Here is a 12,605-nt window from a genome sequence, read left to right on the forward strand (position 1 = left end):
ATTTAAAAATTAGAAAAATTAAAAAATAAGCGATATGACACTTGTAAATTTTAACAACAGAACCCGCAACACAGCTCCTTACTTTAACAATGTTTTTGATTCATTGTTTAGCGATGCCGTAAGTAAAAACAAAATGGTTGATAAATCACCAAATGTGAACATTTATGAAAATGAAGCTGCATATGTAATTGAGTTGGCTGCTCCGGGCTTGAAAAAAGAAGACTTTCAGATTAATTTAAAAAAAGATACCCTTTCTGTTTGGGCAGAGGTAAAAAAAGACGAAACCCAGGTAGCTAAAGATTTTACCCGTAAAGAATTTGATTACAGCTCATTCGCTCGATCATTTAATTTACCAGATACTGCCGATGGCGATAATATTACGGCTGAATATAAAGACGGTATTTTATCGATCAACATCAGCAAAAAAGACGATGCTAAATTACAGCACAGAGAAATTGTAGTTTCGTAATAAAACATTTCTCAATAGAAGTTTTTCATAATAGTTTAAGTTTAGGTTTTATAAGGTTAATGCCGGATAGCATTAACCTTATTTTTTTAGACGGGTCGTCATTTCGACCGAAATGAAGAAATCTGTTTAATTGAATAATGGGATTAGATTTCGCTATTCTGCTGCACTTCACTCGAAATGACGCTACCTAAAGGCCGTAGCGCTATCTAAGTATTTAGACTGATTTTAAGTTACATACTTAAAATGAGCTTAACCTCAATTTTTTGTATTTTCGCGGCATGGAAAGAGAAATTCTGGATACTAAACGCAAAGCACTTAAAATAAATCTTGACCCAAGAATTTATGGCACTTTCGCTGAAATTGGAGCGGGACAAGAGGTTTCACGAAACTTTTTTAATGCTGGCGCAGCATCTGGAACAGTAGCTAAAACCATGTCGGCTTATGATATGACTTTTAGCGATGCCATTTATGGAGCAGAAACAAATGGTCGTTATGTGAGTCAGAACCGCCTCTTACAAATGCTTGACCACGAATTTGGCTTACTCAACGAGCGTTTATCAGGCGAAAAATACGAAAGCCGTACCTTTTTTGCCTTTGCTGATACCGTAACTACATTAAACTACAAACGCACCAACGAACCGCATGGTTGGGTTGGCATTCGGTTTCAAAACGAACCAGGAGGTTTCCCGAACGAAATATTCTTTCATGTCCGTTTGTTGGATACTGATGTAAATATGCAACAGCGTGTGCTTGGTATTATTGGTGTAAACTTGCTTTATGCAGCTTTCTATTATTATCACGACCCTAAAATGATGGTCGAATCCCTGGCTGACAATTTAACCATCGGGTCCGTAGAAATCGATTTAATTTCAGTTAAAGGTCCGGCATTTCCAGGCGTAGACAATATCTTACTTAATCTGTATATGATTATGAAAGATTTCTCTGCAGCTGCAATTTTCGATGCTGATGCACATCCTCGCCAGGCTAAAGATCTTTTGTATAAAAAAGACATCATGATTTTAAGGACCAAATATGGCCAAAAATCATTACCTAACTTTAACCTTTTTAACAAAGCTACCGATCAGTTTAAACGTACCAATAAAGTAGAAGAGGGAAACCTAGCGGTAATGATAGAGGTTTTGTTAACCAACGTTTTAACGGATGGAGAAGAAACCCCTGATGATATTGACTTGGAAACAGTGGCTAAAAGAGCACAGGAAATGTGTGATACCGGAAACATTGTGATTGTTTCTAATTTTACCCGTCACAACCGTCTTGCCAAATACCTGGCCAGGTGCAAGCCAAAAAGTGTTGGCTTAGCAACAAACATCAACAATTTAAAGTTCGTATTCAACGCTAAAAACTTTACTGGGGAAAACTATTCTGGCCAGCTATTGAGTTACGTAAACGATATGTTTAACACTAATGTTAGGTTATTTGCTTACCCTTTTCTTGATAAAAAGACCAATCAGGTCATTACAACAGAGAATATGCCGATTACACCGGAAGCGAAACCATTGTTTGATTTCTTGCTAATTAATGGTTATATTACTGATATTAAAGACTATAATGAGGACGAGGTGAAAACAGTTTAAGATGATATTGTCCAAGTAATCACAATTCTATATATATTCTAAATATTGTTGACACCGTTTAGGGAAAGGTTATTCGCCAGCTAATTGTTTTTACCTGTCTCCGTAATGACCTAAAGCGGAGATAATAGTCACAGTTACAACCTCATCCTCTATTTTATAAATTAAACGATCTTTTTGATTGATTCGCCGTGACCAAAGACCCGATAGTTCAAACTTTAACCTTTCAGGATTTCCTACGCCAATTTCAGGATGAATGTGAAGTTCTGCAATAATTTTTTCAACCTTTTTTTATTGACGATTTATCTCCTGACTTTTGGATAGTGAACAAATGTTTTTGGGCCGTATACGATATGATTACTTTATATTCTCCCATACTGATTTGTTGGGGTCAAGTGTTATATAATTTCCTTTCTTTACCTCTGCTAAACTTTGATTTACTATAGTCACAAATTCAGGATTGTAAGGACTTTTTTCTTCTTTTTGAAAAGTAACATCTAAAGCTTTTAGAATCGCTTCTATTGCTGCCTCTTGTTTTTTATTTTTAGGATGTGCGATTATAGTCATGACAAATACTTTATAATCAAAAATACGAAATTATTTTAACAGTAATTATTCGCTAAAATAAAAGCCACAGATTTATAAGTACGATGATGCAATTAAAACGTCCGCAATACCGAGCCATTTTCGTTTACCATAAAAGCATGCTTCACACCGCATTTGAGCGCAAAATTATTGCGTTGGTGACCAACAGGAAAATCGAATGCAACAGGGTAGGTATATTCTTTTACCTTTTCGAGCACAATATCATAAATATTCTTGCCAAACTCTTCGCCTGCATCATCGGGTTTAACTTTAAAACCACCCACAATTAATCCTTTCAGGTTTTTAAGCTTACCACTACGTTTTAAGTTCCATAACATTCTATCAATGCTATAAAGGTATTCTCCGGTATCTTCTATAAATAAGATTCTATCTTTAGTGTCTAGATCCGATGGACTGCCTGCAAGTGTTTCAATAATGCTCAGGTTACCACCAACAAGTATAGCATCAGTCTTACCAAAACGGTTCTTGCTGTTCACCAGAGCACTATAGCCCATTTCTTCACCAATCAAAGCATTCTTGATCGAGAGGATCGTTTCAATCTGTAGGGGCTCTGCCTTGGCCCAATCATCAGGAAAACTGTTGCACATTTTAGAATGGATAGAAGCAATACCAAAATTTTTGGCCAGGTGGCAATGTAACACCGTAATATCGCTGAAACCTATGATCCATTTGGGGTTTCTTTTAAATTCCGAAAAATCGAGCTGATCAATAATGCGGACAAAACCATAACCTCCACGTGCACACATAATGGCTTTAATGCCCGGATCGTTTAACATTCGCTGAAAATCAGCCAGCCTTTCTTCATCCGTTCCACCATAAGTAAAATCGCGCTTACCAATGGTTTCGCCAATTTTTATGTTAAAACCCCAACTTTCCATTTGTACAACCGAAGATTGGATTTGTTCCAGGGTAATGTATCCCGCCGGACTGCTAATTCCAATAGTATCTCCAGGTTTTAAATATGGAGGGATTTTAAACGCCAAACTTTCACTTTCAATAGCTAAAGTTTCAAAGGCTGGAAGCATGGTAGCAGCCGCAATAAACGAAGAAAGGAAATGTTTTCTATTCATCTAAAATAGAGTAATGGAATTGATATGGCTAAATATAGGATTTAAAATTATGGCATAAAAAGAAAAGGGATTTATATCCATAAATCCCTTTTTTAAACCAAACAAATTAATCTGTAAAAGATTAGTATAATGTGAATTATATAAATAACCCTAAATGAAATAAAATGTTTTTGGGATTTTGAAAAAAGTTTTTGTCATTCTGAGGGATAATTTATAAAAATCAATATGATTGACAGATAGTCAAAAAATGGCCTCGAAGTTTCTTCATTTCGACCGCAGTAGAGAACCAGAAGGCTCTGCGAAGCAAAATCTTTTAAACGTAAGGGCAGGCATTTCGCTGCGCCACAGTAGAGATGACGACTTTTTTAAGATTCTGTAAATGGTAGCGCCGCGAAGAATCCATTAATTATCCATAGTTATTGGCATGTTTAATGATTTGATTGTTTGTAAACAAATTTTAAATCACTATACCTACTTAATAGCCCTGATGGAAACGGAAATACTTTTGGGTTTGGCTTATATTTATTATCAGACGCTTCCCGAAAAGATTGCAGTGTACAGCAGGACCAAACCTTTACTAAAAGCACTAAAACTGCGCTTCAAAATAGTTAAGAAACAGGATAGTCCTGACTCGTGTTGCTTTAAAAGTAAAGGCTACCCATCGCGGATAGCCTTTGCTAACAACAAAACAAATATAAGATAACCAAATCTTTCCTGATTGAGCAGAATCAGGGTAAAGTGCTATGAGATACACTTTGTGGCCTAGTAATGGATTCGAACCATTATAAAGAGTTTATGAAACTCCAACCTCCCCATCGGTCAACTGGCCATATGCTACAATTGCTTTAATGATAAATAATCTTTAAGTTCTAAAAACTGTTCTTTATTTAAGCTATCTTCATCCGCTGTGCCTGTTAATTTTTCTGCTTTTATTTGTAAAGGATAAATCAGTTGAGGATATTCATCAATAGCCGGATATTCAAAATAAATGGACATAATTCACTATTTAATTGTTCATCGTATTTAGCAAATGCTTAAAGTTAAGCAAATATATAAATAAGTATATAATATCTATAGATTTAGTAGTTTTTAGTTTTTAAAACAATATAACTCATTAATTTACAGCACAATATTTTTTTTACCTGTATCTTTTTGATATAAAAATCTCATATTTAAGTTAACCTGGTCGTGATATTTTCTAAATAACTTGTGGTGCAGAAGAATGTCTTATCAAGACACATTTAATATCTATTCAATGCCTTAAAATTCAATTTTAGAAAAGATAATTATTTTAAGGATATTTGCAGTTCAAACATTAAAATAGTAATCGTGTCTTTAGATAAATTAAAACTTAGCAAACCACTTGTAGCGGCCATGACTGATGCAGGATTTTTAACTCCAAAGGAAATCCAAACCAGAACAATGTCGCGCATTTTAGGTGGTCAGGATGTTATAGCGGTGGGACCGGAGGGCTCTGGAAAAACAACAACTTATGTTTTAGCTACTTTAATGAAGTTGAAATACGCTTTTGAGGAAGCCCCAAGGGCATTGATTTTAGTGCCGGATGTTGAGCATGTAGATCATGTTTTGGAACAATTTAAACTATTGAACCGCAACAGTACATTCAGAATCTTAGGCATTGACAGCAGGGGTACTATTGAGACGCAAATGAACGAGATTACCGATGGATGCGATATTATTGTTGCCGTACCAGATCGTGCCCGGGCATTGTATTTAAAGCTAGCCCTGAACACCAATAAAATACAATTGTTTATAGTAGATAATGCAGAGCTTATCGTTAAAAAGGGCTTGCAGTTACCAGTTGTAGAATTAGCTAATAGTGCTTATAAATCTCAGCATGTGGTGTTTACTGAGGTAATGCATGAAAAGTTAAACCACATGATTTCGCCTTTTATGAAAGATTCTACCACAACAATTGAGGTTGATGAAATTGGCGAAAAGCAGGCAGAGGTTTATCAACAGATGCTCTACCTGGTACCGAATTTCAGAACAAAGCTAAATCTATTAACTTTGTTATTGAGCGATACTGAAGTTTTTGATAAAGTTGTGGTTTTCGTAAATACACGTTTAACCGCCCAAACAGTGTATAAAAACTTTAATCAGCATAAAGAACGTGAGATCAGCATTTACCGATCGCTGTTTTTTGATGATAAAGGTTATGATGATATTGATGACTTTAAAAACAATCCAAAAGCCAGGGTTTTGATTGTCGCCAATGAAAATTTAGGCGAACTTAATATTGAAGGAATTCCCTTCATTTTTCACTTTGAATTGCCGGAACAGAAAGAGACCTTGATTCAGCGTATTGTTAAGCATGGCGATGAAGATGTGGTGGCCATTACATTTTCTACAGATATTGAATTGATTGAAGTGAAAAAAATTGAGCAGGCTATTGGGCAGAAATTGGAGGTAGTGGAATTGCCAGAAAATTTAAAAATTGTTGATGCGGCTGATAAACCAAAGAAAAAGAAAGGTGCAGTAGAAGATGATGAATCTGCTGATCGTGGTGCTGCATTTCACGAAAAGAAAGCCAGCAATCTAAAAAACTACAACTACAGCGCAGGCGCTAAAGCCAAAATGACTTATAAAAATAAAAAGGGATTGTCTTAACAATGAGGCATCACCCTGAACTTGTTTCAGGGTCTATTCCGCCAATAAAGATCCTGAAACAAGTTCAGGATGAAGATTTCTAATATATGAAAAAGCTCCTCAGAAATTAATCTGAGGAGCTTTTAAGTTAACCGTTACTTGCTATTAGTATAAAGTAAACTCTACACGACGGTTTTGTTGACGGCCAGCTGCAGTTTTGTTTGTTGCGATTGGTTGGTCAGGTCCGTAACCTGTAGCTTCAATTCTTGATGCATTTGCACCTTGAGATACTAAATAAGCTTTTACTGATTCAGCTCTGTCTTTAGATAAACGTAAGTTTAACTCTCTACCACCAGTGTTATCAGTGTGACCAGCTAATTTTAAGCTAAAGTTTTTGTCTACCAATAAACCAGCAACACGATTTAAAGTTGCATATGATTTAGAACGGATAGTTGATTTACCTAAGTCAAACTCTAAGTTAGAAATTGCATCTCTAACTACTTTACGGTCTTCTTCAGTAATTACTTTAGTTTCTTTAATGATTTCGCGTTGAACTTTGATTGGGCAACCAGAACCATCAACAACTGTACCTGAAGGTGTTCCAGGGCATTTATCAAATTTGTTTGCTACACCATCATTATCGTCATCACCAAGGTCTTTAGCATATTGCTCTCTATCGCGTTGTGCATTTTGCTCAGCAGTGGATAATGCTCTTCTTAATTCAGCACTTTCTTCAGCACTTTGCTGACGTAAGTTAGCCAATGAACTGTAGTTTTGTAACTGAGGTTTTTCTTTATTGCCTAAAGCAAATTCTAAACCTGCGTGCGCATAAGCAAATCTGTCGTTAGTACCACTGTTAACTCCATCAAACTTAGCAGATTTAACAAAATTTACATCGTAACCTAAATCTACATTAATACCTTTAGCAACACCTAATTTAAAACCGGCACCTACTGGTACAAACCAGCCTTCTCTGTAATAACCTGCATCTTGTGTGTTAGCTGGCATAGTAGTAGCACCAGATGACATGTAACCAGCACCGGCTTTTAAGTAAGGGATAATTACCGCATTCTCATTATTAATGTTAATGTTGGCAACATTCCAAACTGCTGATAAAGCTCCAGACCATTGGATGTTCGTTTTGTAACCAGTGTTTGCAGCATAAGTTGTATTTCCGGCAGCATCAACACCATTTGCGATTCTTAATTCTTCAACTTTACCAGCCAGGAAATCTGCCTGGATGCCTAATTGAGGTAGAATTTGTTTTTTAATGTAACCACCGTAACCGATGTGTTCTACTGGAGTTTGAAATTGGTGATTAGAGTTGCCAAAAATAGTTCTTGGGGTTAGCAAACCTCCATGTACACCGATCGACCAGGTACGGAACTCCTTAGGAGAGAAACGTCCTGTGGTACTCGTAGTTGTTGGTGTATCTTGGGCAAACAATTGTGATGATAAACCTAATAATGCAACCAACATTGTTGATTTTGTAATGCTCGTATTCATGTTCTTCTATTTTTTTAAATATTAGTGTCTTAACAGTTTTTTTACAGTACTGTTTTGCATGGTCTAAGAAAAAATCTTGCCAAACACCATATATCTTACACAAATAGCATGTTATCAGGATATTAAGAGTATAAATTAATTTCACAAAAATGTTACTATGCAACTGAAATTATGGTAGTTTTTGTATAGTATTCTGAACAAAAACTAAAAAAGGTCATTTATGAAGTCATTAAAATTCTACTTGTCTATTGGGTTTTTCTTATTGCTCAATAACATCTCTTTGTTTTTCGTTGTGAAAAAAGTTGAATAAATTACAACCTCAGTTTTGCAAAGAAATCCCAAAATACTATTCCAGCAGAAATTACGATGTTAAAAGAGTGTTTAGTGCCAAATTGCGGAATTTCAATGCATTCGTCAATTTTAGCCATTACTTCATCACTAACGCCATCAACTTCATTCCCGAATATTAAAGCGTACTTTTTATTGGAATCAGGATTGAAAGTGTTAAGCATGGTACTGTTTTCAGCCTGCTCAATCGCTACTATCTCATAACCCAGGTTTCGCAACGTTTCAACTGCCTGCAAAGTATCAGTATAATGAATCCAATCAACCGATTGTGTGGCACCTAAAGCTGTTTTCTCGATTTCGCGGTGGGGTGGTTGCGCAGTAATACCACATAGAATTACTTTTTCAAGTGCAAAACCATCTGCAGTACGGAATATAGAACCCACATTGTGCATACTACGCACATTATCTAAAACTACTACCACTGGTAATTTTTCCTGCGTTTTGAAAGCTTCAATATCTGGACGGTTTAACTCGTCTAATTTTAATTTTCTCATTATTTTTAAAAGATTACACCGATTGAGGGATTACACCGATTGGAAATTTCTCAAACTGTATCGATCTGTATTTTAATTTATAAAGTGGATGGCCCACCGCCAATCTCGCTAATGTAAATTGCAGTAGGATAACCGATTTTATCTACGTAATAATCTGTTAAGTGTTTTGCGAAATCTTCTTCATAACCTTTCTCTAACAAAGCTATTGCACAGCCACCAAATCCGGCACCTGTCATACGGGCACCAATTACATGTTTATAGTCCGAACAGAAATCTACTACAGCATCCAATTCTTTTCCGCTTACTTCATATAATGTTCGTAAAGATTCATGAGAAGCATACATTAAGCGACCAAAAGCAGTTAAATCACCTCCACTTAATGCTTTAGCGGCTGAATGAACGCGGTCGTTCTCTTTAACTACATGTGTAGCCCTGTTTAATAGGGTTTCATCGTTGATTAAATGGCTGTGTAGCGCAAACTTTTCTGCATTAAGTTCGCAAAGATAGTGAAGTGTAATTTCTTCATTTAGTAAATTTAATGCAGCCTGACATTCTGCAACACGTTCATTGTATTTGGAATCTGCGAGTTCGCGCGGTTTATTGGTATTAATGATGGCCAGAACATAATTGCCCAGATCAACATCAACCATTTTGTATTTTAAGGTCTCACAATCTAAAACAATGGCTTTGTCTTTTTCTCCGAAAGTAACCGCAAACTGATCCATTATACCCGAATTTAAACCAATAAAATCATTCTCTACACGCTTGGCAATTTTAACAAGTGCTAATCTATCGTAACCCAGATTTAAATAGGTATTCAGCGCATAAGCAGTAGCGATTTCTATAGAAGCAGAAGAAGAAAGTCCTGACCCGATAGGAATGTTTCCGTAAAAGAGAAAATCTAAACCATTGATTTCCTTCCCATCTTTTATAAATTCGTTAATTACCCCAACAGGATAATTCGCCCAGATAGTACCATTCTTATCGTTTACAGTGTTGCTGTTTACTGCTGTTTCAATATCGAAGTTTAAACTCTTAAACCTGAATTTACCTTCGTTGTTTGGTGCAATGGCTACCCAGGTGCCTAAAGAGATGGCACAGGGCATAACCAAACCTCCATTATAATCTATATGTTCTCCAATTAGGTTAACCCGCCCAGGCGTAAAATAAATAGCTTCGGCATTTTTATGGTATTGCGCTGCAAATTTTTCCTGTAGGTTAATGTTCATTGGGCTAAAATATATTTATAAAAAGCATTAATAATGGTATGTTTGTTTTGAAAACAAAAGCCCTAAGTTACAATTTATGAGCGTTCAGCAAATACCAACCGGAAAAATTATTGATGGCGAAGAAGTTATCGCAATCGAACTTACCAACAGCAAAGGTACTTACGTCAAAATATTTAATTATGGCGCCATTATCAACCAATTTGTAGTGAAGAATGCGAAAGGTGAAAAACAGGATATCGTTCTCGGCTTTGATACATTTGACGGATACCTAAACCCCGCTTATTTGGCAAAATACCCATATCTGGGAGCTATAATTGGCCGATATGCCAATCGCATAAAAAATGGGAAATTCAGTATTGATGATAAAACCTATCAGTTGGCTCAAAACGCCGGCGAGAATACGCTGCATGGTGGTTTAGTTGGCTTTGATAAAAAAGTTTGGGACATTGTTGAAATTATGGATGGACCGCAATCATCGGTTACTCTGCAATATGAAAGCGTAGATGGAGAAGAAAATTTTCCGGGAAACCTGATTGTTGATTTAACTTTCGAACTCACCGAAAATGATGAATTGATTTTAAGTTATGAAGCAGAAACAGATCAAGCTACCGCTATAAACTTAACACACCATGGTTATTTTAATCTGGCTCCCGAAGGTGGAAATGTCAAAAATCATAAACAACAGATTTTTGCCTCGCACTATTTAGAGCAGGACGATAATTACTCTGTAACGGGAAAGCTAATCCCTGTTGAAGGCACACCGTTAGATTTTACTAAACCAAAAGCAATAGGGCAAGATTGGAATAAAGATGAAGGTTATGATCAAACTTTTGTTTTAGATAAGATTTATGGCGATTTGTCACTGGCCAGCAAAACAATTGAAGAAGAAAGCGGTTTAATTTTAAGCGTTTATACTACAGAACCGGTAGCTCATTTATATACCGCGAAATATTTGGAAGTAAAAAATGGTAAAGGCGGAAGGGATTACGGCAGCTTCGGTGCTTTTTGTGTGGAAACACAGCATCACCCTAATGCAGTAAACATCCCTGAATTTCCAAGTACCATATTAAGACCAGAAGATTTGTACACGCAAACAACCATTTACAAAGTTTCATTAAACAAATAAATTATGTTCACTATCGAAAACATCCTGGCAGCAGAATCAAAAATTAAAACTGGTGCAGATTTCCCGCAGTTTATAAAAGAAATTAAGGAATTGGGTGTGAAGCGGAATGATGTTTACGTAAGTAATGGCTTATCTATTTATTTTGATGATGAGGATAATGCGCAGCAAGTAAGTCCAGATGAGTACCCTACTTTAATTATCAATGAAGAATCATCTGCAGGAAAATTGGAACACGCGCTACAAGTACATCAACAGGGTGAAACAGATTATATTACCTTTTGTAAACAGGCGGCAGATGCGGGAGTGGAAAAATGGGTAACTGATCTGGAAGAAATGACCTGCACTTATCTGGATACAGAAGGAAATGAACTGGTAAAAGAGAAGATAAGAACAGTATAACTATGGAGGCCCGAAATTTCGGGCCTTTTTATTTCTTTACAATCGTCATCTCGACCGAAATACAACGTAGTGGAGAGATCTTTAAAAAGATTTATTCAAGTGGAGTCAGATACTTAGTTTATATTATTGGATATCTCAGCCTTTGTTCATGTTCTCCACGAACCAATAGTTCAGATGTTGTAAATTAATTAAATCCTTTCCAACACTGTTTTAATGGCCTGTTTTACAATTTTATTAGGTTCATTACTGAATTCAAATTTTACACGGCTGGCCAAAATAGCATTTACAGAAAGTGCTTTATGTCCTAAAACTTTTGCTAAAGCATAAATCCCTGCTGTTTCCATTTCTAAATTGGTTATGCGGTACCGATTACTACGGAAGCTATTGATAAGTCCGATAAAATCGGGAATTGCATTTTTTGCCCTCACTATCCTGCCTTGCGGAGCATAAAAACCAGGTGCAGTAATGGTAATACCGGAAACCATATCCTTCCCAATCGTATTTAACAGGCCATCATCTGCAGCTGTTAAATAGGGGTTGATGTTTTTTAAATGACCAAAATGTATCTTGATGTCATCCATCAAAAGCTGCTCATCGCCAGATAGTTGCTGTAGGTAATAATTCATTAAAGCATCCATGCCCAAACCATGGGAGGAGGCTAAAATGGTTCCCATGGGAATATCCGGCTGCACGGCTCCTGATGTTCCTACACGGATAATATTCAATGAGGTCAATTCTTTTTTTACTTCACGGGTTTTGAAATCGACGTTTACCAGCGCATCCAGTTCATTAAAAACGATATCAATGTTATCCGTACCAATACCCGTGGAAAGCACAGTTACTCTTTTTTTACCTATAAAACCGGTATGGGTAATAAATTCCCGTTTCCCTTTTTTAAATTCTATCTGGTCGAAATACTTGCTCACTTCGCCAACTCGGTCAGGATCGCCAACGGTAATTACGGTATCGGCAATATCTCCGGGCAGAAGATTTAAGTGATATATACTGCCATCAGGATTGATGATTAAGTCGCTTTCGGATATTTTCATATTTGGTTTATATTATCCCAGAAGATTTGGCTAAAACAGATTGATCTGTGTTGATCCTCCTTATCTGTGGTTACTAATTGTAATCTAATCCCTTTATACATTTTTCT

Annotated in this window: 13 protein-coding genes; 5 read left to right on the forward strand and 8 right to left on the reverse strand. The window is 36.3% G+C overall.

Annotated features, from left to right (window positions below; translation table 11 throughout):
* Positions 1 to 34 precede the first annotated feature (34 nt).
* Positions 35 to 469, forward strand: a complete 435-nt coding sequence (locus tag OQX63_RS00785) for an Hsp20/alpha crystallin family protein (RefSeq protein ID WP_265848990.1) — start codon at positions 35 to 37, stop codon at positions 467 to 469.
* Between the two features lie 278 nt (positions 470 to 747).
* Positions 748 to 2,064 carry a nicotinamide mononucleotide adenylyltransferase gene (locus OQX63_RS00790; protein ID WP_265848991.1) on the forward strand — a complete coding sequence of 439 codons (1,317 nt, stop codon included), beginning with the start codon at positions 748 to 750 and terminating at the stop codon, positions 2,062 to 2,064.
* A gap of 90 nt (positions 2,065 to 2,154) precedes the next feature.
* On the opposite strand, the gene OQX63_RS23340 is transcribed toward OQX63_RS00790, so the two are convergent.
* The 4 genes from OQX63_RS23340 to OQX63_RS00810 all read right to left on the reverse strand — a co-directional run bounded on the left by OQX63_RS23340 (position 2,155) and on the right by OQX63_RS00810 (position 4,733).
* Positions 2,155 to 2,337 carry a Txe/YoeB family addiction module toxin gene (locus OQX63_RS23340; RefSeq protein ID WP_323670615.1) on the reverse strand — a complete coding sequence of 61 codons (183 nt, stop codon included), beginning with the start codon at positions 2,335 to 2,337 and terminating at the stop codon, positions 2,155 to 2,157.
* 81 nt (positions 2,338 to 2,418) lie between these two features.
* Positions 2,419 to 2,628 (reverse strand): DUF2683 family protein, encoded by a 210-nt coding sequence (locus OQX63_RS00800; protein WP_265848992.1) that lies wholly within the window; start codon positions 2,626 to 2,628, stop codon positions 2,419 to 2,421.
* A 92-nt stretch (positions 2,629 to 2,720) separates the two neighbouring features.
* Positions 2,721 to 3,737 carry a S66 peptidase family protein gene (locus tag OQX63_RS00805; protein WP_265848993.1) on the reverse strand — a complete coding sequence of 339 codons (1,017 nt, stop codon included), beginning with the start codon at positions 3,735 to 3,737 and terminating at the stop codon, positions 2,721 to 2,723.
* 834 nt (positions 3,738 to 4,571) lie between these two features.
* Positions 4,572 to 4,733, reverse strand: a complete 162-nt coding sequence (locus tag OQX63_RS00810) for a hypothetical protein (RefSeq protein ID WP_265848994.1) — start codon at positions 4,731 to 4,733, stop codon at positions 4,572 to 4,574.
* A 333-nt stretch (positions 4,734 to 5,066) separates the two neighbouring features.
* Between OQX63_RS00810 and OQX63_RS00815 the strand changes: the two genes are divergently transcribed.
* Positions 5,067 to 6,368 (forward strand): DEAD/DEAH box helicase, encoded by a 1,302-nt coding sequence (locus tag OQX63_RS00815; RefSeq protein ID WP_265848995.1) that lies wholly within the window; start codon positions 5,067 to 5,069, stop codon positions 6,366 to 6,368.
* Positions 6,369 to 6,512: 144 nt separating this feature from the next.
* Here OQX63_RS00815 and OQX63_RS00820 read toward each other — a convergent pair whose 3' ends face one another.
* From OQX63_RS00820 to OQX63_RS00830, 3 genes are all read right to left on the reverse strand, one after another.
* On the reverse strand, positions 6,513 to 7,853 hold the full coding sequence (locus tag OQX63_RS00820) for an OmpA family protein (RefSeq protein ID WP_265848996.1): 1,341 nt from the start codon (positions 7,851 to 7,853) through the stop codon (positions 6,513 to 6,515).
* A gap of 311 nt (positions 7,854 to 8,164) precedes the next feature.
* Positions 8,165 to 8,695 carry an RNA methyltransferase gene (locus OQX63_RS00825; RefSeq protein ID WP_265848997.1) on the reverse strand — a complete coding sequence of 177 codons (531 nt, stop codon included), beginning with the start codon at positions 8,693 to 8,695 and terminating at the stop codon, positions 8,165 to 8,167.
* A 77-nt stretch (positions 8,696 to 8,772) separates the two neighbouring features.
* On the reverse strand, positions 8,773 to 9,924 hold the full coding sequence (locus OQX63_RS00830) for a galactokinase (RefSeq protein ID WP_265848998.1): 1,152 nt from the start codon (positions 9,922 to 9,924) through the stop codon (positions 8,773 to 8,775).
* Between the two features lie 76 nt (positions 9,925 to 10,000).
* Here OQX63_RS00830 and OQX63_RS00835 point away from each other — a divergent pair, with 76 nt between their 5' ends.
* Both OQX63_RS00835 and OQX63_RS00840 read left to right on the forward strand, forming a co-directional pair.
* Positions 10,001 to 11,050: an aldose epimerase family protein gene (locus OQX63_RS00835; protein ID WP_265848999.1), complete on the forward strand. Its 1,050-nt coding sequence runs from the start codon at positions 10,001 to 10,003 to the stop codon at positions 11,048 to 11,050.
* A gap of 3 nt (positions 11,051 to 11,053) precedes the next feature.
* The gene (locus tag OQX63_RS00840) at positions 11,054 to 11,449 is read left to right on the forward strand and encodes a DUF1398 domain-containing protein (RefSeq protein WP_265849000.1); all 396 of its coding nucleotides are present in this window, start codon (positions 11,054 to 11,056) and stop codon (positions 11,447 to 11,449) included.
* Positions 11,450 to 11,637: 188 nt separating this feature from the next.
* Here OQX63_RS00840 and OQX63_RS00845 read toward each other — a convergent pair whose 3' ends face one another.
* Positions 11,638 to 12,498, reverse strand: a complete 861-nt coding sequence (locus tag OQX63_RS00845; protein ID WP_265849001.1) for a nucleoside phosphorylase — start codon at positions 12,496 to 12,498, stop codon at positions 11,638 to 11,640.
* Positions 12,499 to 12,605: the final 107 nt, after the last annotated feature.

The organism is Pedobacter sp. PF22-3, from assembly GCF_026239555.1.
Classification (GTDB): Bacteria; Bacteroidota; Bacteroidia; order Sphingobacteriales; family Sphingobacteriaceae; genus Pedobacter.

Coding starts and splice junctions, on each gene's coding strand:
- OQX63_RS00800 (WP_265848992.1), bottom strand. CDS start 2,628: ATGACTATAATCGCACATCCTAAAAATAAAAAACAAGAGGCAGCAATA.
- OQX63_RS00835 (WP_265848999.1), top strand. CDS start 10,001: ATGAGCGTTCAGCAAATACCAACCGGAAAAATTATTGATGGCGAAGAA.
- OQX63_RS00845 (WP_265849001.1), bottom strand. CDS start 12,498: ATGAAAATATCCGAAAGCGACTTAATCATCAATCCTGATGGCAGTATA.
- OQX63_RS00830 (WP_265848998.1), bottom strand. CDS start 9,924: ATGAACATTAACCTACAGGAAAAATTTGCAGCGCAATACCATAAAAAT.
- OQX63_RS00810 (WP_265848994.1), bottom strand. CDS start 4,733: ATGTCCATTTATTTTGAATATCCGGCTATTGATGAATATCCTCAACTG.
- OQX63_RS00825 (WP_265848997.1), bottom strand. CDS start 8,695: ATGAGAAAATTAAAATTAGACGAGTTAAACCGTCCAGATATTGAAGCT.
- OQX63_RS00840 (WP_265849000.1), top strand. CDS start 11,054: ATGTTCACTATCGAAAACATCCTGGCAGCAGAATCAAAAATTAAAACT.
- OQX63_RS00785 (WP_265848990.1), top strand. CDS start 35: ATGACACTTGTAAATTTTAACAACAGAACCCGCAACACAGCTCCTTAC.
- OQX63_RS00805 (WP_265848993.1), bottom strand. CDS start 3,737: ATGAATAGAAAACATTTCCTTTCTTCGTTTATTGCGGCTGCTACCATG.
- OQX63_RS00790 (WP_265848991.1), top strand. CDS start 748: ATGGAAAGAGAAATTCTGGATACTAAACGCAAAGCACTTAAAATAAAT.
- OQX63_RS00820 (WP_265848996.1), bottom strand. CDS start 7,853: ATGAATACGAGCATTACAAAATCAACAATGTTGGTTGCATTATTAGGT.